We start from the raw sequence: 20,499 nt of genomic DNA on the forward strand, positions 1-20,499 counted from the left end.
CTTTATTTTTTAGTTAAAATTTCTTTACACTTGTTTAAATGAGTGACAACAACCTCCTGTTTTGCAGGCACATGATTCTTCTTAACTACATAAAACTGCGTGCGTTTTTTAATCTCCCGACAGCACGCAATCATTTGTGGTAAAGAAGGCGGCAACTCATAAAACTCGCGGCATTGAAGGATGGCTTTATTAAGTGTGTTTTCGCTAAACTCACTCAAACCTTCTTGCCATTCTTTTTTTGCATATTCCAAAAATCCTTCACTCTTAAACTGGCTTCTCCAAATGTGGCCATAAAAAGCTGCAAACTTTGAAAACAAGGTTTCAATCAGTTTGCTTTTGGGATTAACCTCTCGGGAAATGGACGATGTTGGTTCTTTCGGGTTCATGGTCTTCTTCACTGGGGTTCCAAAATGGGTCTCTTGTGGATTCATGTTGATGAGGCTTCCAATGTGTTTCATGATGACTCTCCTGCTTCATTTCAGTGATTTCGTCTTCCCAACAGCGTTGTGCCAACCAATTGGCAGGATATTTCCAATGCGCCACCCATGTGCCATAGACTTTCATGGTTTCAACATGATGGATTTGTTTTTGCAAAGCGTTCATGAGTTGCTGAAATAACAAGGTATTTGGGTTAAGTTGTTCAAATGCTGCTTGTGCTTTGGTTTTGGATTTCTTCTCTGGGTATAGCGACCAGAATTTTTCGAATCGCGATAATAAACAAAAATAATAATTATCTTCTTTTAGAGGTATGGCGGCTTTTGGGGATTCAGATGTGTCGGCTTTTTTTGACCCAACTTGAAATAATCCAATATCTACAAGACTTTCCGTGTGTGGGTTTGTGACGGCTTTCTGTGGCGGGTTTATGGCGGCTTTATTTTGGACACAATAATCCATATTGACCAATAAGCATTTAAAAATAAGTTTGTGCTCTAGAGATTGTATTTCTAATAGACCCGCTCGCTCTAAACCTTTTAAAGCCCTGCGTAATTGATCTTTACTTGGCGAGCCACCTTTAATCCCTGGATGAGGTTCGATATAGAGTGTTTCAGCAAGGGATTGATAGCTAATGCCTCGCTTCAAACCTACAATAGCAGTTTTATAATCTACATAAGGCCGAAGACCACAGAGGTAAAGTAATTGTTGTAAGTGAGGCAATCCACTTATTGCAGATAGCTCTTCTAAACTAATCGTCAAATTCATGATAATGCAGGCATCCTTAACCGTAATAAACTAGGACTTGTATTTTTTTTGTGTTATTCTTAAAACAAAATCGATATTTTTAGGCATCATATAAGCGAATATGATCTCAAAAATAACAAAATAAAACGGATTGTTTTATTATGACTTTATAATACAACAATTCGTTTTATTGTCAATGCTTTATTTGAGGAATTTATGGTTATCAAGGAAAAAATTGCTGCTCGAATTACTAAGTCAAGAAAAGAATTAGGAATAACTATCAAAGAACTTGCATCAAGGACTAACAGTCTCTCAGCAGCACGAATAAGTAACTGGGAACAAGGAACTAGAAAACCAGGACCTGAGGAAGCTAAAATAATTGCCGAAGTTCTAAACGTATCTGCATCTTATCTGTTGGGACTCACTGATAACCCGCAAGGTGAATTACGATCTTCATCTCGTTTTGTACCCCTAGTCAATATCAAAGATATCCCTAGAATAGAAAATACAATTTCAGAAGGAAATAACTCGATCATCCTTGATGAGTTTAATAAATCATCAGAAAGCTCCAACTTATTTGCCACACTTGTTGAAGACAACAGTATGCATCCTGATTTAAACCAGGGTGATGTAATTATACTCGATGGAGCCAGAAAACCTTCTCCTGGGGATTTTGTTTTGGCCTACCTGGCTGAAAAAAATCAGACTGTTTTAAGAAAATACGGAGAAACAGAATCCTGTTTATTCCAACTTTTAGCAAGCAACCCCCTATGGGCTACTATCAATGTTCAAAATATTAAAGATGTCTCTATCTTAGGGGTCATCACCGAATTTAGGAGATATTTTTAAATTAACGGTTTGTTCGGATCTACTTGGTCATCACAAAACAAGATCTCTTAGTTTCCAATGTAATCTAATTCTAAAGGATTAATCACTAAATGAAATTAAAAATAACTTCCCAAGCTCCTCTGCTATATCTTGAGAAAAATAGCTCGCTCCCCTATGAACCTTAATTAACTTTTCAGAAGAAACTCCCAAAAGCATTGCTAATTGATTAATATCCAAGTGAGTAAAACATAAAAGCACTTCAATCCATATTTTTTGTTTCGATTTATTCTGAACAAAATCGAAACGAACATTTTTATTAAATTCTACGATACATCCCATTCCATAACTCCATTTAGAAAAACTTTTTACGGCGGGAATTATAAAATTTTGGAAGGGATATCCTATCCCCAAATTTGGGTATTTTTTAAAAAGTTAATTAATTTTATTAGGTTAAAAGCCCCCAACGGAACGCTTTGGATACTGCTTCAGTAATATTGGAACAATCCAACTTTTGACGAATAGATTTTGCATGGGTATTGACGGTTTCACTAGACAAATGCAATCGCTCAGAAATTTTCTTTATTGTCATGCCGTTAGAAATCATACTCAAACACTGAATTTCTCTTTGGGTAAGTTGTGCAATTTTTTTTGAATCAATCTTGCGGGTAATCACATTTTTTCTTAAATCTGCATCATTCAATATTGATAACCATTTATGGCTTCCTAAAGCGGTACTTATCTCGGGTAACATAGCATCAAGAAATGTACAAATAAATTTTTCAAACTGATCACGTACTTCAAAATAGAGTTTACTAGGATCAGATACTTTTTCGTTATTATAAGCTTCAATAATAAAGTCGCATTCATTACACTGACGAACCATTGCAAAAGTTGTGCTCAACTTGTAACGTGTTTCCAGTATTTGAATAATCGGAATCTGCATTTCGTCATATGTTATATCTCGTTGAATGAAAAATTCTTTACCGTTATAAAGCGAACGATCGTGATCTACATCTCCTCTATATAAGCCCTCAGTTCGATAAGGTATGGCCCATAGGTACAGATTGGAAAGATAATATCGTTGCCCACCATGAAACAGCATAGAAATAGAAAAATTAGAGATTTCTTTTGGACAATTTAATTTTTCAGATAAGTAATCTATTTTTTCCCGAAATTTTATGGAGTCAGATAATTCATTGTAGTCATTTAAATTAATGCAAATTGTTCCATCTTCACTGACGCTGTGCATACAATCCCTAATAAAACTTTTGCTTACAACCAATCCTTCAAAATTTGATTCAATAAATTCGGTTTTTCTAGCATAGCCATGTGGCCACATTGTTCCATGTATATTAGTTTTGAATTTTCTATGTGTTGTGCCATATGTTCAGATCGTTCAATAGGCATTACGTTATCTTGCTGAGATGCAATTAATAAAGTGGGACATTTAATATCTTGTAATAATTCTGAGTGGTCTGGCTTTGCCAGAATAGCGTTAAGTTGATTCGTGTAATTTTCTGCACCTACTGCAAATGCCATTTCCTCAACTAATGGCAGCAAAGACTTATGCTTACTCGTATCATAAATTGAATTTTTGAAAATCAATTTTATTAAAAACTCGAACTTACCTTTTTGAATCAAATCTAATGAACGTTCCCGCTCTAATTGCCCTTTTTCAGAAATGTGTCTTGCCCCTGAATTAATCAAAACAAGTTTTTCAATACGCTCTGGCATAAGACGAAAAAGTTCCAAAGCAATACATCCCCCCATTGAAAACCCAATTAAGGTAAATTGCTTAGGAGCAACAGAACAAAAACGTTCAGCCATTTGAACAATCGAATTACTATTTAAAGTATCTACATAATGAATTGGTTTCTTAAAAATTTTTTCCTGTTGAAACCATAACTTAGGGGTTGCTAAAGCTCCTGGAATAAGTACTATATCCATTTTATGACTATATTATTTACAATCGCAATTAAGATGCTCTATGATGCCAATAATTCAAGCAAAACTCCAACATTTGAGCCAAATTTATTTAAAAATTATGGAATTAGCAAAATATGAAGGGATATTAGACAAGATTAAAATCACTGAAAAAAAACTTGGGGAATTGTTGTTTTGCTCTAAACCTCATCATTTTGTTGGAGTAGCGTTGGCTAACGAAAAAGTTTGTGGCCTAGTCATGTTTAATTTCACTCAGAATAATGTTTGTTTCAATGACGCTAAAGGTATTTATATTGAGAATTTATACGTCTCACCAGGTTTTAGACGGCAGGGAATTGGAAAGGCCCTATTAAACTATGTAGCATGCGAAGCTGCTGCTAATAATTGCTCTCGTATTGAATGGTGGGTATCACAAGAAAACAAGAATGCTCAAAATTTTTATAAAAAAATTGGAGCAAATTCTTTAGCTGACTGGAAAATATTCAAGCTCTCTCAATCTGGAATAAATAGTTTAATTGGTATAGGGAGCAATAATTGAACAATTCTGCATCAAAAAAAGCGTTATTAGCTGGTGTTTCAGGCACTACACTCCAATGGTATGATTTTGCGATTTTTGGCTATTTTGCACCCATCATTGCTGCAACTTACTTCCCTGCCGATAACCAAATGGCTTCTCTTCTCAACACATTTGGTGTGTTCGCTGTAGGATATTTATTAGCACCTCTAGGCTCAATATTTTTTGGTTCCATTGGGGATAAATTTGGACGAAAACGAGCATTAACACTTAGCATTTTAGCTATGGCAATTCCTACTGCGCTGATCAGTATTGTTCCTGGTTACCAATTAATTGGTATTTCGGCTTCGATCCTAATTACATTCTTACGAATCATACAAGGTTTTGTAGCCAGCAGTGAATTTACTGGCTCAGCTATCTTTTTGGTCGAACATGCAAAACCTGAAAAAAAGGCATTTTATGGAAGCCTGACAAGTTCAGCTTACAGTTTTGGATCAATTTTAGCCGGACTAGCCGCATCTTTTTTTACAGCATCCTTTATGCCCTCTTGGGGTTGGCGCATCGCATTTGCTCTTGCATTAATAGCAGGAATACTCATTTTTTATTTACGTACTCACGTATCAGAAACACCTGAATACCAAAAAATAACCTCTCATGAAAAGAAACACTCACCTTTTCTCAAAGCGATAAAAGAAAAATCCTATGCAATTATTGGAGTTATAGGCATTGCCTGGCTAGTAGGAATTATGACATTCGGGACTTACGTTTTTACAGCTACTTATCTGCATCATTATTTTAATATTTCATTAAGTCTAGCAACACTTATCATCACTTTATCTTTGATGGTAGATGCATCGCTCGAACCATTTATAGCAATTTTGGCAGATAGAATAGGGTTTCTAAGAATTATTCAATTTGGAATGTTATCACTCTTACTCCTAAGTATTCCAATATTCCTCTTATTATCCACAGGTGATTGGGTATTAATTACTTTCGGTATGGTATTAATGTCCATACTAATTGCGATTACATATGCCCCATTAAATGCATATATGGTTTCTCTGTTCCCTCATCAATATAGGTACAGTGCTTTTGGTATTGCTTTTAATATAGGTATTTCGTTGTTTGGTGGGACTACCCCTCTAATCATGATGTGGCTAGTAAATAAAACTGGAAATTTTATCGCTCCCGCTTGGTACTATATATTGGGAGCCATAATTGGTCTAATCTCGTTGGCTGTATGTGAGTACAGCCAACGGCAAATAAATGATTCACAACCGTCTCTGGTTTATTAACTTTTGGAGATATTTGCATGTTACTTTTTAGTTCAGCCTTAATAAAACACAAACTTACTTTTACTAAGCTAAGTGAGTGCATGCAACATCTGCCTACTGCTGCAAAATGGGCTGAAGGTGAATGGGGATATATTCGTAATAAAGGAGTTGAATTTCGTATGGATGTGTTGGGATCATTAAGCAATAATACTTATATAGGTACTTTAGCTGGTGTTCCTGTCGCTATGTTTGCATTGCTAGACCATTCGTATCATGAGGATTTGTCTCAAGCTTCAGACAAATTACCCAAATCACGTGAGTTAATGTATGTGTATGTGGAAAAGGATTATCGTGGTCTTAGTTTTGGGAAGCAAATTATAGACGAGGCTAAGAAAGTAGCTGCAGAATCTGGTGCGGTTTTGATTTTACTGGATACGTTAAAGCCTAATTTAAATCGGCTATATGAAAAACATGATGCAGAAGTGATTTGTGAGGGAAGATTGTTCTCCCATCCTACGGATGTCTTAAGTATAAAAATATAAACATTATGACTTACCCATTAATTAATTAATTTATTAAGGTAATTAACCTTTCAAGTTAATGAATTATAATGATGCAATATCTTAACGATCTCATTTATATAATCCTCGATTAATAAAATAATTTCTTGACAAAGATCTTTAGTTTTATAAAAAGGTAGACTATAAAAGGCTTTTAAGCCTTCTAATACCATTACTGAAACAGAGATATATTGATTTATATGTGTGGGCGTAGTGGCATCTTTTGGTAAAACTTTTTCAGCATCTATTTGCACAAAATCTTTAACTAGGCTTGTCCACGTTCCATGTACACTATGTGCTCCCATGGTCATTAAAGTTCTATAGATAATATTATGAAAGTTTAATTTTTTAAGAATACTTGCTACATCAGGCATTTTTTTGGTTTGCTCTATTTCAACCTCGGTGAAATCACTTTGGTGTATATATCGCTCTATCGAATCGAGCATTCTTACTTCTGTTGTAGTTGCAGGAGTTTTTCTGTGATTTAAAATTTGATTTAAATCTTTTTTTAATTTTAAGTCGTTTTTGAGACCATCAGCAATATAAATATCAAAGTTTTCTTTAATTGGATTTTTGCATAACCACATTAATTTTATAGCGCTTTCATTGATACATCTATCAATTATAGAAGTAGTCTCACCATTTCTACCTTCACAAGATAAAGTCATATTGTTTAACATTAATCTCGTAATTCTACATAATAATCCTACAATTATTGCATATTGATTCACATTTAAGTCAGGAAAATTTTTTACATCAAAATGAGAAGTAAATAAACATAATTGAGCAACATATTTATACCATTCAAAGCCTAAACGATAACATTCTTTTATATCTACTAGCTGTTCATTAAATTCCAATAAAAAATCAGGAGGGCATGGGAAGTTTTGTGACATTTGGATCCTACTCCCTTTAGTTTTTATCACAGGTTATAAGATGATACTACTTGAAAAGCTCCGCATAATTAATAAAAATTATTGTTTAAATTTTTTATTAGTGAACGATTATCATAAATCAATTAAGTAACTATTTAATAGCTTTTGTTTGGTATTATCTTTATCTATATGCGGTTCAAAAAGTTTTGGGTAATAATTATAGGTTACAAATGACACCATCTGTAGAGAATTTTAGACAATGAGCTTGAGCATTTTGGAGAAAACCTATAACTTAGAATTGGCATGGTTTTCATGGTCTTTGAATAATATTTCATGAAAATTAAAAATAATGGGAGGGGTTTCTTCAATCCCACTCCACCATACTTATTTTAAATCATTCAAATGGCACCATTGCAAGCACTATAAATTAAATATCTTTAATTTTTGCCTGCCTGTCTTTGATTAATTGAATCCAATTTTTCATTGCCTCTATCTCTTTTTGTATTATTTCTGGTTTTGGCAAGGGGCGGTTTAAATGTTCACTTTCACTATGTAGAAGTTTTGAGCAACGCCCATAAGCTTCTCGCATAATCTGGCAATCTTCGATTGTTAATGTAGTCAATTTGGATAGTCCTTTAGTATCGACCTTGTTTTGAAAGCGGCGTACAACTGGCGAAACTGCATCTTCAACTGCTCTCTCCCATAATGGACGCAGTTCCTGTTGAAAATGATAAACTTGGCGCCGCCAATCATTCAATTTTCCTTTTGTATAGAATTGTTTAACATTGTCCAGATGTTTTTGTAGGCCATCTAATACATCTAGTATCTTTTGAGCTTTAGGAGGTGCATTATTTTCACAGAACCCTGTATATTCATCGTTTCTATTGATCCAGCGATAAGCTATTGAGGCCCCTTCCTGTCCACAGGCTTCTTCCAAAAGGAACATAAAAGCCAAGTCATGGGTAAAAATCACTACTTGTCGATTTTTACCTTCTTCTGCCAGGCGTTTTGCAACCTGTTCGCGGTGCATATGGTCAAGCGAACATACCGGATCGTCAAAAACTACGGTTGATTTACTTTCAGTAGTGGCCTGCTCTGCAAGAAATGTGGCTAATGCGATACATCGGAATTCGCCTTCGCTAAGTACATTGCTAACCTTAGCATCTGGTTTGCGTTCGAGTGCTACTTTAAAAAGTGGTGCGCCTTGGCGTGAAACACTATGTTTTAACTCAATAGCAAGTTTACCCAATTCTAACTTAGCTACTTCTTTTGAAAACTGTGCTCGCAAAGCGTCTGTGACCAAGTATTTTGCTAATTCGGAGCTCTTAGCTGTTATGGAGGTGGTTTTATTTTCATTTACTAATTTACGTAACTCACTTATTGTTTTTAGACGAGATATCTGCGCAATTACATCATCTTTTACGATATCCAACCATTTCCTATCTTCTAATTCCAACAGCTTTTTCTCGGCTTGCTTACGTGCTTCTGATGTTTTTTCTGCTGTAAGCGTAGCAACGCGCTTAGTCAATTCAACCTGAACCGCAGCAACCCGTTCCTCGGGATATTCTACCGGCAGTGGTATTGTATTAATATTACTGCTAATATTTCTTAGAAATGTACGGAGCCCCCATTTTGCTTGCACAGTAATTTGTCTTAGCTCATTACTCAAAGCAACCTTACCAAGTTCAATCAATATTTCCTGCAATTCCCTCAAAGTTTTTAATGATATTGATTTCTGTACCAACGTATTAATGGCAGCTTGAAGCGCACTTTTAGCTATCTCTTCTTGCTGCTTTGTTTCATCTTGCACGAAATGCTCAAAACTGTGTAAACGTTTTGCGGCTTCAGCAGAGAGTACCTGGTGGCATAATACACAATGGGCACCATCTTTGGTATATGGGTAAGCCTGGTCAGGATACGCTGTATTCTCTGAATACTTTCGGGCAGCTTCCCATAATGCACGCCAGCTTTCGGAACCAATCTGAGGTAACTTCTCACCCTGAAACAAATTTTGAGCAGCAGTATTTGCTGCGACTTGCTTTGCCACAAAATCCTCGTATAATCCTTGCACCTGCTTGAGTTCTTGATCTGTTGTAGCGGAACACAGGACTTTTATTGCCGCAGTGGTCTGTTCTAATTTCGATTTGATGCTTTTTACTTTACGACTTGTAACTTCTGGATCATTTGCAAGGTCGGATTTTAAAATTTCAAATTCCTTAACCTCTTTTTCACTTAAAGTTGCTAATGCTTGGATTTTACCAACATCGGTTTTTAATGATAACTTACTGATGATTTCAAAAACCGATGTGTCTTGGTGATATTTAGGGATTTTCAGAGAGTGTGGAGTCTGATTTTCCAATGTTTGGATTTCAAGATTTAGTCTGCCCTTTATTTCCTTTGCAGCATCAGAGAGTTGCTTTAAAAGTTCCATTGGATAAGGGTTATAGGCGACCTCATTTTCATTATCAACATGAATATTCGCGGTCGAGGAATCAAAAACACTTATTGCTGAAAGGTTAGGATCACTGGCAGTTTTGAATACCCAATTTGTACTGTGATTTTGGTCATTCACAGCAAAATCAAGCTTGGCCTTGGGAATTCCTGCACTAGGTTCATAAATATTAGGCAGGATTTTGAGTTCTTGATGTAATCTGGCACGACAAGCGCTCTTTAAGATTCTGGCATAACCGGATTTACCAGAACCATTATCGCCATAAATTACAGTGAGACCGTTCCCTTTTTCAAAACTTACAACCTGGTTGGTAGCTAGTGCATTAACGTTTTCAACATTCTTAATCCCACGCAGGTATACATGAGAGGACGCTGCATCTGGTGTAGGGGCGTGTTCACTGGCTATGGGAACTGCTGATTGTTTATTTTTACAGATTTCCATTAGTTCCCCATAATCTGCTTCATTCAATACCCCATTCTGACACAATCGACGTAAGGCATCTTGTTGCCATAGCGGTTTATCCCTAGCCCAAGAAATTATATCTTGTAATGCCTCTGCTTCTGTTGAAATAGATTGATTTTTTATATTAATTTTATTTATCCCATGTTCATTTTTTTATTGTTATTGTAATTAATTTTTAATCAATATTCACGAGGGCTAATTTTTTCTTTTTAGTAGTAGGAGACGATCAAAATATATTCAATAAAAATATGGCTTTTTGGAGTTGTGTCAAATTTACCCTTATACTTTATGATTGAAATCCTCTGTGGGGAATTTGCGTATTTGAGTACGACACTGTTATACATCGTAGGACATTTGTAGTGGATCACTGCGATATAAATTATAATAAAAACAATAACTTATTGATGAGGTAGGTGACTGAAAATCCTCGTGTCGGCAGTTCGATTCTGCCTCTGGCCACCATGAGAACCGAGTATAATCAATAAGTTGCAATCGATTTACCCTAGCCTAAAGAAAGCATAGTTTTCTTGGAGCACTAATAAAAAAGGAATTATTCCTTTATGATGCTGCTCAAAATATTAAATGTAATTGATCCTTCTGTAATGGTCATGGAAACTACCTAGAGAAATTGTGCTTGATATTGGAAGTTTCTGGTGGTGAGGAGCTAAATCAAGACATAACTAGTCCAGACGCTCCATTTTAACAGGAGCCATTATCTTTTCCATAGATTCATTTTTAGACAAAGAGTCTCGAATTACCCTGAAATTTATATGGCTCGGTTGACTAAATGCATCAATAATTTGCAAAGTATTCTTACTATGATTCCTTTCTTCTGATTTATTTATTTTATCCTTGATTTGTATAATAGCGGCGGCAATTTTTTGATCATCTGAATAATCCATACCCTCAATAATAGCGCGTATGTCTTGAATAATAGTAGGAATAGTACCATCTCGTCCTTTCATTAAATCATCATTATTTAATACTGCGTTTACAGCGAAAATGTTTTCCTCTCTCTCACTAGTAGGAATTTTAATAATATTACCCCTAACTTTTAATTGATCCGGAAGAGTATTAGTTGGAGATAACGAGGAAGTTATTCTAGTTTCTTCTATCTGAGGTACATTTAATGCAGTTGGGGTTGTAGGCTTTTCAATCTCTTTAGATAAAGGCAAGTCACTTATTACTTCACTCGCTATAAGAGTTCTTTCGAAGTTGTCAATTTCTAATTCCATTTCGTCTAATACGTCGGGAAGATTTTGTAAGGCAATTAATTCTTCTTCGCTCAATTCTCGAGTCAAATTAGGTTGGTCCATTTCTTTACAAATTTTGACAATATCTAAAAAATTAGAGTTTACTTTTTGTATATCGATTCTCAAAAGCATATCATCTGGTTTTCTAATTTCATCATTAAATTCTATAAATTCTTTAATAATTTGATCTATGACTAAAGGATTTTGATTAATGTATTGCCTAAATTCAGGGATAGCGAGTAGTGTAGTTTTTAATAAGACAGTTCTTTCAATTTTATCTGCAACAAGTTGTTCTCTCAGTGCCTCTGAACTAACAGTTGCGTTTGCTATTTCGATATAATTAAGGTCATCAATAAGAATGCGTTTCAGAAAAGTATAGTATTTTTGTGAGATAAAATGTTCATTATGAACTAATTCATCAACATCTAATAATTTTGGTGGATATTCATGGACAAAGCTTGCGGGGCCTGCGTCTTTTAATCTTGGGAAGTTAATTATATCATGTGCAGTAATAATAAATTGACTTTTAGCAGGAATATCCATTTGCTGGGATAAAACAGGATATGTACTTTCACCATGATCTATTTTAACCGAAATTATCTCACCTTCCTTATTACCTCCAAACCCAAAGTTTTCTGCGTTTAAATCGTTTTCTTCTTCGCAATAAGCTGCAACTAAAATTTGTGGAAACTTGAATTTAATAAAATCTTCGGTACTTATTCCTACCTTGTTATTCTGTTTATAATAGCTGTAAAATGATAAATAGTCAGGAATAAGTTTTGAGACGGCAGCAATGGTAACATTTGAATCATCATGAACTCCCCTCACTTTTGCAGCATGTTCTCCGAGTAGCATGCGATAACATAAGCCATTAAAAGCTTCTATTTCACTATAGTTAGAATCTAGGGCTTCTTTGTATATATAAGAACGATGTGGATGTTTTTTTTCCTCTTTTCTTTTAACAATTGAAATCTCAGAGGTAGACTTTTCTATCTCATTAGATTCCTGTTGCTTTGTGAATAAGCCTGCACTCTTACTTTTATAAGCCTTTTTTTTATGTTTCATTTTATGCGCATTATTTAGCGTATCCTTATATAATTATATTAGCTAATGCCCAAATTTCCATGTTATGTCTCAGAAGACAAAAGCCCCTTCGCTACCTTTACAGAATGTATTTGGGAGTTGAGAATATTCTACAATCTGCATCAAAAACCCCTGCAGTTTAAGGTTTCAGCGAAAGCTCAATGAATGCAGAAAACGAAATTCAAATGAATATAAAACGACCTGCTACTCATGCTTAAAGTGGAAAGAAATACTCGGTTTTTCCTTAATTTGTTCCAAAGGATCTTCTTGGGTAGTCACTTTTTTTATTGCCTGTAAGGTTTGCTTTGATAAGTGTGGTGAATTTGATAACTCATCGGAACTTTGTGGTTCCGAAGCTACACTCGGCTGTCTTCCAGGTCTTGAGTTTTTTAGTTCCAAAAGCCGTGCTTTAGATCCCTGACTAGGCCTTTCAGTTACTTCTTCATTGAACGCATCAAGAGGAACCCAAGGTTTCTCTGGTTCAAGCCTTACCTCTTCAAGTTTATCAGTTGGGAAAGCAGGTTTTTGTTTAGGGAAACCATCACGTGGAACCCAAGATTTATGGGGTTCTGACATCAGTGCCTCAGGTTTTTCTTGTGTGGGGAATGCATCCAGTGGAACCCAAGGTTTACCTGGATTAGGCGGCTCCTCAGTTTGATCCGTGGATTTCTCCGGAGGTTTGTAAGAAGAAACCAATTCCTCCATGGGTCTAAAGTCGTGTAAATTTTCTGTTAGTAATTGATAGGTAATAGATCCCTTCCCTTGTTCTTTAAGGGTTTCAGCATCGTTACCCTGTGCTGGTTTATAGGGAACTTTACCTTTAACGGGATTCACATCGCCATCTAAAATGGCTTGACGAAAGATAATATGAGGAGTTAGTGGTAAATCACTTGTTGCCCTATGTTCACCAGCTTTGGAGTGGTATAAGACATTCTCGATTTCTTTGCATACTTGGGTGATTTCAGATAAATACTGAGGATTAGTGGCTTGTTCGTCATTGAGATAGATAACAAAGGGGTTATTTTGTTGTCGAAGTGCCTCTGGACTCAAATCTTCTTTATGATTCCTCATTACATCATAGGTTTTATAGGTGATAATCGAACCTTTTTTTATCGCTCTATTTAGTATAGTATGAACTTGATCTTCAACCTCCGGAAATACCTTAGGATCAACGCTGACATGTAGCTTATATCTGTCATGTAGCTCACGTCGACGATCTGTATTTTGAAAATAATGCCAGTTATAGTTATTCTTTTGACTAGTTTGTAATAGTTTGAAATTTTCCTGGAGTAGCGCCTTTTTTGTCAAAAGCATAAAAGACAAGAAAAAAGCCTTCTGGTGAACCGGTATTTAATCTGTCATATAAACATTGACGAATTTATAAAGGCAGTTTTTTATGTCCTGAGGATCTTTTAAGTCAGAGGATTTTGCAAATTGGTATTTCCAGGTTCTTCTAATGATTAGAATCTGGAAATTTGCGCCAATATAAAATGCTTCAAAAAGTAAGCATGAAAAATTAAAATTTTTAACCAGAATGCATAATATTTTGAAGTAGAGATTCCGGACCAGTTTTTCTAAAGTGGTTTCCTTATAATAATTCTCAAAAATCCAAATCTATTGGCATTTTTTGGGGATCAAAATTAATAATTTTTTTAGTGTCACACTGTTTAAACACTATTTTTTCTTTTGCTATCCCTTTGCATATAAGGATATTTCCATATTTATCGTAGATGAGCAAAGTAAACTCGCTTGCAACGGTTTTGCTAAAATTTTCATCTTTCATCAATACATGATATCCATTAGGGTTATTTACACCTCTCATTTTCTTTAAAATACATTCCGCTAATTCAGTACCAAGCTTATTTTCATCTTCATAACAATGATTCATTATTTTTATTAGATATTCAGGCGACGATGCAGTTTCCTCTGCATGTATTGATAGGGTGAACAAGAATGACGCCAATAAGACAATAAATCTCATAGAAACAATCCTTTGTAATCCTGAAGTTTTAAACTTAATCATAAATGCCTTATTTCGTCAACTTAAGATTAATAAAAAAGGTGAGTCTGATTGGGCTCTTGCATGTAGTAAAAAGATTGAATCAGAAACCATTTAATCTATAAAATCCCTGCAGCAAACCTATTTACAAATTAGGTTTAGTAGAGCGGTTTAGTTTAATGCTTAAAATAACGACTAAATAACTCTAGCGCTAGAGGTTTAGAGAGATCATTAAATAGATCTTGTGCCGTATATTGAATGAGCATTTCTCTTCCCTCCTCGGTTCTATTAGGATAAATTCTTTTTATAGTTTCAAAATAATTTTTTAAGGAAAAATCCATATCGAGAGTTATATTGTTTTTTTGGGGAATAAAGCTACGATTTAAGCGCATAGGAGAATTGCTAAATTGTTTGAGAAGAGATTTCTTTTTTACAATCAATTTATTTTTATCGCCGCATATTTCATCGATAAGTTTGAATTTTTGAGCTTCTTGTGCATTCCATATTTTTCCTGATAAAAAGGGAAAAATTGCCAGATTCCCCATTCTAGGAATTAAATAGGGCAAACTAACAGAAGGTTTGAGACCAATTTTTCTTTCTGGATAACTAAATTTTGCATTTGGAGCCGCAATAGAATAGTCACAGAGTGCGGCAAGTGTAGCACCTGCACCGAAGGCATAACCTTTAATAAAACCTAAAATAGGTTTATTTACCGCAGCAATAGCATCGAGCATTCGTGCAAAATCGAGACAAAATTTTAAACCTTTACCAAATTCTAACCCTTGAAAAATTTCTTTAATATTGATCCCACTACAAAAATTATTTCCCTGTGCCGATAAAGAAATGACTGAAATATCCTTCCTCATTTTTAATTGATGAAATACGCTAGTTATTTCAATTTGCATCTCATTATTTAAAATATTCAGGGGAGGGGCGGCTAATTGTACCCAGGCTTTATCATTAAAAATATGAACTTTCAGAAAGTGAAAAGAGAACTGAATTGAAGATTGATGTTTTACTATTTTCGGCGCATTAGAAAGCATCATACTATCTACCATCACTAGGCCCATAACCACATGCAGGAACACTCTTTAAATTAGTATAGAAGATAATAGGAAATCTGCTGCTCATTGGATTGCCAATACTTACAATTAACCTAACATTCGCTATAAAAGGAAAACTAGGAAGCATCCTACTATTGCAACCCATGTAAGGATTCATTTATGGTTTTGTAATCAAATTCAAAGCCATTCTCGAGTAATCTTTTCGGAGATACACGTTCCGAGTCAGTTAATATAGCTGAGGATTCGCCAATGAGTAATTTTAAAACTGCTCCTGGCAGTGGTATCCCGAGTCCGGATTTAACCCATCGTAACTCCTTCAAAATCTCAGAATTAGTACAAGCTTGCGGAGCAGTTATGTTTATTGCTCCATCTCGGATTTTGTCATTGTTAGCAATAAACTCAATGGCTTTGGCAACGTCTTTAACATGCACATAAGGAACAAATTGATCACCAGAACCAAATCTCCCTGCACCAAAGAATCCTGAGTATCTATAATAGGGCAAAAGACCACCCTCATTCGATAACACATGTCCAAGTCTTAAATTAACTACAGAGCAATTTGCTTTATTTGCTCTATTTTCAATTTCCTTACAGACATCCACTCTGAATTTAGTTCCAGGATCACTACCTGGGACTGATTCACTTTCTTCAGTTAAAAGGGTATCGCCCGCATTTCCATAAAACCCCACAGCAGACGCTTGCAGATACTTTAGCGGTTTTTCGCGAGCTTTATCAATATTGCGAATTATGGTATCAATGACCCGAAAGCGTGATTCTGCTATATTTGATTTGACAGTAGAGGTCCATTTTTTTGCGCCTGGATTTTCGCCACTCAAATTTAATATGATTGTGTTTTTATCAATTAGCTCTGACCAATCCTCATCAATTTGTCTGACTTTGACCCCTTCAATATTTATTTGGGTATCTGAAGAGCGACTTAAACAATATACATCATATCCTTTTTTGATAAACTCCAAACAGGCTTCTTTTCCGATCATTCCAGAGCCACCGGCTATAATTACTCGTTTATTCTTCCCAACATCCATTCTGTTCACTTGGAAATGACCATAGTAATGCAATAAAGTGCCAATCATAGGAAAAGAAACTTTGCCATCAAACTTCCATCCTTTTTCTGTTGGCTTTTCGATCCACTCTGATTTGGGTAATAGAAAAGTAGGTAAAGGTATTTTAAATGAATCAAAAAATGTTATACCTTGAGATTCATATTTTAACGAATTATCGGGTTGTAGCTGTATTTTATAAATAAACCGAAACGCTTTATCTAGCCCTCCTCCTATGCCTTCGCTTAAATGCATTTGTCGATTAAAGCCACTGTAGAGTGAATGTGTGGTTGAATATGTTTTCTGCTGGGGCGTTTTATAGCCAAATACCCTGTTCCAACGTTGCACATCTTTAGATAAATTAATTACTTCAGCGTAAAATGGTTGCTGACACATGTCCCTAGGAAAACCTGCAACATAGCCTATTATTTTTGCTAAAGAGGTCGGCTTTTCTACAGTGACTACCCCTACCCCACTACCGCCAATGAGAGACGTTTTAAAATCTTTTATCTGATTGTCAAGTAAATGAGTCTGTGGAAAAGCTCTTCCAAAGATAGAAGAGGACTCATTATCAGTTATCGATAATGAAGGAACCTGCCAGTATGGTGACTTCGTTGATCCACCAAGGCTGTAAGATACTAAATATTCAAATATCCCCCGTTGCAATGAAGGAAAAAAGTGACTACCGGTACGCATAGCGCCGTTTCTTAACATTTTCAGAAATGAATTTTGAACTTGGCCGGTGGAAGCTACCAAATCAGCGATACTCTGAACTGTTTTAGCCCGTGGTTTTCGTTCTTGTTCGTATTCTGTGATGCCCTGTAAATAATCAACTCGATCCAATTTAGATGCCAAGCACGCTGCATCTTCGATACATAAGCCTGCCCCCTGGGCTATATTTGGTGCGGTAGCATGAGCTGAATCTCCCATAAGCACGATCCGATTATCGCGTGATGTCCAGGGAAACTGTTCCACTCCTTCAATTTTAGCTATATCAGTTCTAATTATTTCAGTGGTCGAATTGATTAATTCCTGGTAATCCACTGCGACATCACCAGAGTCCGTGCGCACAGGCCTCCATTCACTAACCAAATCTTGCAAAAATCTCTTAGTATTCTCGTCTACTAACCGAACCCCCTTAATTGGCGATAGATACTTGTGATCTTCTTGGGTTTTAACAGCGATAAACCAAAAGACGTTGGGAGATTTTAGTGGCACATAACCAAACCGAACTTCATGCTTGCCGTACTTTTTGGATTGGTAAGTTCCCCATGTTTCGAATGATGAGGACCACCATTTATGTTGGGAATCCATTGGGAGCTTCACATTTGCACGAAAATAAGTATAGCCCAGATCTGTTTCATGGACAGGGGGTAATTTTAATTCAGACATCAGACAATTTCGGATTTTTGAATGGATGCCATCACAGGCGATTAGTAAATCTCCTTTATATGATTTACCCCCATCAAGAGTAACTACCACCTCATCTTTATCTCTTTTATATCCATTGATTTTCTGTGATGTAATGATTTCAACATCGTCTCTATTTTTTAAACCTTCCAATAGCATATTGATTAAATCATCGCGATTTAAACATTGAACAGGAAATCGGTTTCCAAAATCATCGTTTGCTCTAGCCAAAATCCTTCCTTCTGAATCTCGATAGCTTGGAAAAGGCATGGGGAAACCAAATTTTTGAATGAATTGTTGATAGTTTGGTATATAGTTCAACACCAACTGACTAGGAGGCCAAAGACCAATACCGCCACCAATGTCTTGGGTGTTATCCAAATTGGGTCGTGAGTCGAATAGGGTAACGTGAAATTTTACATCTTTACCAATACGAACTAATAAATTAGCCAAGGTTAAGCCCGATATACCCCCACCTGATATTAGGACATGAACTACTTTACGCACTTTCTCTACCCCCAATACTATATGAGTTGTTAATTATACAAAATAACTTTGGAATGACCAAAAATTTACCGAAACTCATTAAGCCTCTCGCAACCTCTAAAGCAAATACATTGAGCCTAAATAACTGCGAACAGAGGTGAGGTCTGTTATTAAATAAGTAGTGGCCTTCTACACCTACCAATAGCATAAACCTGAACCAATCTTCTCAAAAATCATACTATATTTTAATTAATCACTATTTTAAATGGATTTAGTGAACCAAATGCAAAAGGAAAAGTGTGGTTCAGGTTTTGAGGCGGCGATGCAAAAATTACCTGCTATAATTCATTCTTTTCAACAAGTACAAAAGGCAATAGAGGCAAATCAAGCTTTAGAAGGTAAAGAAGACAGAGGGTATTCTCTATAAGTTTGAAATAACTCTATTGAGAACAGGCTTATTGATTTCTTACCACAACTTCTCTCGTCTCATTGGCCTTAAATACTTTTAGCAAATTATTAGCTGACGAATCATCGTGATTCGAGCGCACATATTTTCCATCGACCTGATGAAAACTCGAAACATAAATTTTGCCATTCTGCATCAGCCTCGCCAATTCTTGCGCCCGAAATTTTCGCCGGTCGTCAAGTTCAAAAATTACAAAACGTCTTAATTTGTGAGAATATTCAGCTGAACGCATCCGTGCCATCATTGAAGTGATAATTACCTGAGCAAACAAAACCATGTTGCCATTCACTACTAAGGCTGAATCTGGAGTACCATCAACAGAGAGCTCACCGGCTGGAGTTGAATCGTCTAAAGATGCAGCAAGTAAACTCAGTTGGGCCCCTAGACCGGAACCGAGGCTCTCTCGTAAGATATTAGGAGCATTATCCAATTCCACACCACCGTTCCAAACTTTCTGAACCAGTGTGAGCAACAAAAGAATACCTAGGGCAGTGAAACTCCCTACCCCAGTGAAGAGAAGTGCTGACGCACCAACTGTTATGACCCATTTCAGTGCTCCATAAAAGATCTCATCGCTATCATCAACATCTACGTCAATGCCAGAGGTATCCATTGTCATGCCTGTGGTACCACGGATTAGCACTGGAATAGCCACCCCATTAAAATCAATATCAACATCGGGAGCTACATCTATAACTGGCGTATCAATTGCTCGAATCACATGTCCCGTTATTTGAATTCCATTATCAGCCATTGACATGGACAAGGATGTTATCTTAGCCCCATCGACTTCCTGGCCTATTTTAGCTGCCGCCCCTCTATCTAAAACCAGGTTCAAGAAATTCCTGTTATATGCGATAGCAAGTCCAGTACGTGGAGCGACAAAACTTTTTGTTATTGTTAATGTTGCGGAAGCTTCTGGTGGACTGGCAGATACCACAAAGGCATCGACACTATCAGAGTCAGCCGGTGTCAAAGTAATCTCAATATTCCATTCAGAAGGGTCGGGCTTTCTACCTGGATCAATAAATCGTGTGTTATTCAGCCCTTCTACGAGGCTATCAGCAATTGGCAACCGTGTATTCGCTAATATATCCTGGACTTCTGAGCTATTCATGAAGTTGTCGATGTCACTTGCTATTTCAGCGGGTGAAGGCGTGCCGTCAATTCCATCATAACGAAAGCCTATCTCGGCAACTGGATCAGCGTCAACCAAGATAATGGTTAATTTTGCCGCTGCATCAAGAGGCACAGTCAATGGAGTGGCATTGGGGTCTGATGCTGGTCGTATCTCAATGGTTCCCAAAATATGCAATATACTTCGTGGTGTGTCAGCCCCCTGGGTTATCATTACAAACTCAAAAGGATCGAAAAGAACAGTGATATGAGAGGATTGTCCTCCAATGTCGCGGTCAAATTCCAAATGGTCCGGTAATCGCCCAATACGCGTTAGCTCACGAAGAAAATCAGTAATTACATTAAAGGAAATTCCAACCGCGGCATCTGCGCTTCCTAAATCAATATCCATGATAATCTCCCTATTTCATAATATTAGGACGCTTTTCTATTCATTAATTTGCCATTGCCTT

Annotated in this window: 18 protein-coding genes and 1 tRNA gene; 6 read left to right on the forward strand and 13 right to left on the reverse strand. The window is 36.2% G+C overall.

Annotation, left to right across the window (positions count from 1 at the left end):
- Window positions 1–2 precede the first annotated feature (2 nt).
- Window positions 3–386 carry a Vir protein gene (locus ACWTE2_RS02580; protein ID WP_454784018.1) on the reverse strand — a complete coding sequence of 128 codons (384 nt, stop codon included), beginning with the start codon at window positions 384–386 and terminating at the stop codon, window positions 3–5.
- Window positions 343–1,200: a hypothetical protein gene (locus tag ACWTE2_RS02585; protein ID WP_454784019.1), complete on the reverse strand. Its 858-nt coding sequence runs from the start codon at window positions 1,198–1,200 to the stop codon at window positions 343–345. The genes ACWTE2_RS02580 and ACWTE2_RS02585 overlap by 44 nt, the downstream gene beginning before the upstream one ends.
- 195 nt (window positions 1,201–1,395) lie before the next feature.
- Between ACWTE2_RS02585 and ACWTE2_RS02590 the strand changes: the two genes are divergently transcribed.
- Entirely contained in the window at window positions 1,396–2,028 is a 633-nt protein-coding gene (locus ACWTE2_RS02590) for a helix-turn-helix domain-containing protein (RefSeq protein ID WP_454784020.1), read from the forward strand.
- Window positions 2,029–2,106: 78 nt separating this feature from the next.
- On the opposite strand, the gene ACWTE2_RS02595 is transcribed toward ACWTE2_RS02590, so the two are convergent.
- The 3 genes from ACWTE2_RS02595 to ACWTE2_RS02605 form a co-directional block, all read right to left on the reverse strand.
- Window positions 2,107–2,346: a hypothetical protein gene (locus ACWTE2_RS02595; RefSeq protein ID WP_454784021.1), complete on the reverse strand. Its 240-nt coding sequence runs from the start codon at window positions 2,344–2,346 to the stop codon at window positions 2,107–2,109.
- A 106-nt stretch (window positions 2,347–2,452) separates the two neighbouring features.
- Entirely contained in the window at window positions 2,453–3,256 is an 804-nt protein-coding gene (locus tag ACWTE2_RS02600) for a helix-turn-helix transcriptional regulator (protein ID WP_454784022.1), read from the reverse strand.
- Window positions 3,257–3,279: 23 nt separating this feature from the next.
- A complete protein-coding gene (locus ACWTE2_RS02605; protein ID WP_454784023.1) occupies window positions 3,280–3,954 on the reverse strand; it encodes an alpha/beta fold hydrolase in 675 nt (224 codons plus the stop codon).
- A gap of 40 nt (window positions 3,955–3,994) precedes the next feature.
- Here ACWTE2_RS02605 and ACWTE2_RS02610 point away from each other — a divergent pair, with 40 nt between their 5' ends.
- From ACWTE2_RS02610 to ACWTE2_RS02620, 3 genes are read left to right on the forward strand one after another with little or no spacing between them, the layout of a single operon-like run.
- Complete coding sequence (locus tag ACWTE2_RS02610; RefSeq protein WP_454784024.1) at window positions 3,995–4,489, forward strand: GNAT family N-acetyltransferase; 495 nt, start codon at window positions 3,995–3,997, stop codon at window positions 4,487–4,489.
- Window positions 4,486–5,760, forward strand: coding sequence for an MFS transporter (locus ACWTE2_RS02615; RefSeq protein ID WP_454784025.1), 1,275 nt, complete (start codon window positions 4,486–4,488; stop codon window positions 5,758–5,760). The genes ACWTE2_RS02610 and ACWTE2_RS02615 overlap by 4 nt, the downstream gene beginning before the upstream one ends.
- A 17-nt stretch (window positions 5,761–5,777) precedes the next feature.
- Complete coding sequence (locus ACWTE2_RS02620) at window positions 5,778–6,281, forward strand: GNAT family N-acetyltransferase (RefSeq protein ID WP_454784026.1); 504 nt, start codon at window positions 5,778–5,780, stop codon at window positions 6,279–6,281.
- A gap of 50 nt (window positions 6,282–6,331) precedes the next feature.
- On the opposite strand, the gene ACWTE2_RS02625 is transcribed toward ACWTE2_RS02620, so the two are convergent.
- Together ACWTE2_RS02625 and ACWTE2_RS02630 are read right to left on the reverse strand one after the other, a co-directional pair.
- Window positions 6,332–7,195 (reverse strand): DUF5677 domain-containing protein, encoded by an 864-nt coding sequence (locus ACWTE2_RS02625; protein WP_454784027.1) that lies wholly within the window; start codon window positions 7,193–7,195, stop codon window positions 6,332–6,334.
- Between the two features lie 406 nt (window positions 7,196–7,601).
- Window positions 7,602–10,094 carry an AAA family ATPase gene (locus tag ACWTE2_RS02630; RefSeq protein ID WP_454784028.1) on the reverse strand — a complete coding sequence of 831 codons (2,493 nt, stop codon included), beginning with the start codon at window positions 10,092–10,094 and terminating at the stop codon, window positions 7,602–7,604.
- A gap of 387 nt (window positions 10,095–10,481) precedes the next feature.
- Between ACWTE2_RS02630 and ACWTE2_RS02635 the strand changes: the two genes are divergently transcribed.
- Window positions 10,482–10,550: transfer RNA gene (locus tag ACWTE2_RS02635), tRNA-Phe, on the forward strand.
- Between the two features lie 218 nt (window positions 10,551–10,768).
- Here the strand turns inward: ACWTE2_RS02635 and ACWTE2_RS02640 are convergent.
- The 5 genes from ACWTE2_RS02640 to ACWTE2_RS02660 all read right to left on the reverse strand — a co-directional run bounded on the left by ACWTE2_RS02640 (window position 10,769) and on the right by ACWTE2_RS02660 (window position 18,465).
- The gene (locus ACWTE2_RS02640; RefSeq protein ID WP_454784029.1) at window positions 10,769–12,406 is read right to left on the reverse strand and encodes a hypothetical protein; all 1,638 of its coding nucleotides are present in this window, start codon (window positions 12,404–12,406) and stop codon (window positions 10,769–10,771) included.
- Window positions 12,407–12,628: 222 nt separating this feature from the next.
- Window positions 12,629–13,747 carry a hypothetical protein gene (locus ACWTE2_RS02645; protein ID WP_454784030.1) on the reverse strand — a complete coding sequence of 373 codons (1,119 nt, stop codon included), beginning with the start codon at window positions 13,745–13,747 and terminating at the stop codon, window positions 12,629–12,631.
- Between the two features lie 277 nt (window positions 13,748–14,024).
- Window positions 14,025–14,447: a hypothetical protein gene (locus ACWTE2_RS02650; RefSeq protein ID WP_454784031.1), complete on the reverse strand. Its 423-nt coding sequence runs from the start codon at window positions 14,445–14,447 to the stop codon at window positions 14,025–14,027.
- A 152-nt stretch (window positions 14,448–14,599) separates the two neighbouring features.
- On the reverse strand, window positions 14,600–15,469 hold the full coding sequence (locus ACWTE2_RS02655) for an enoyl-CoA hydratase/isomerase family protein (protein WP_454784032.1): 870 nt from the start codon (window positions 15,467–15,469) through the stop codon (window positions 14,600–14,602).
- Window positions 15,470–15,618: 149 nt separating this feature from the next.
- Entirely contained in the window at window positions 15,619–18,465 is a 2,847-nt protein-coding gene (locus ACWTE2_RS02660) for a TIGR01777 family oxidoreductase (RefSeq protein WP_454784033.1), read from the reverse strand.
- Between the two features lie 262 nt (window positions 18,466–18,727).
- On the opposite strand from ACWTE2_RS02660, the gene ACWTE2_RS02665 reads away from it, so the two are divergent.
- A complete protein-coding gene (locus tag ACWTE2_RS02665; protein WP_454784034.1) occupies window positions 18,728–18,871 on the forward strand; it encodes a hypothetical protein in 144 nt (47 codons plus the stop codon).
- A gap of 28 nt (window positions 18,872–18,899) precedes the next feature.
- On the opposite strand, the gene ACWTE2_RS02670 is transcribed toward ACWTE2_RS02665, so the two are convergent.
- Window positions 18,900–20,438, reverse strand: a complete 1,539-nt coding sequence (locus ACWTE2_RS02670; RefSeq protein WP_454784035.1) for a hypothetical protein — start codon at window positions 20,436–20,438, stop codon at window positions 18,900–18,902.
- Window positions 20,439–20,499: the final 61 nt, after the last annotated feature.

Source organism: Legionella nigrisilvae (assembly GCF_977063395.2).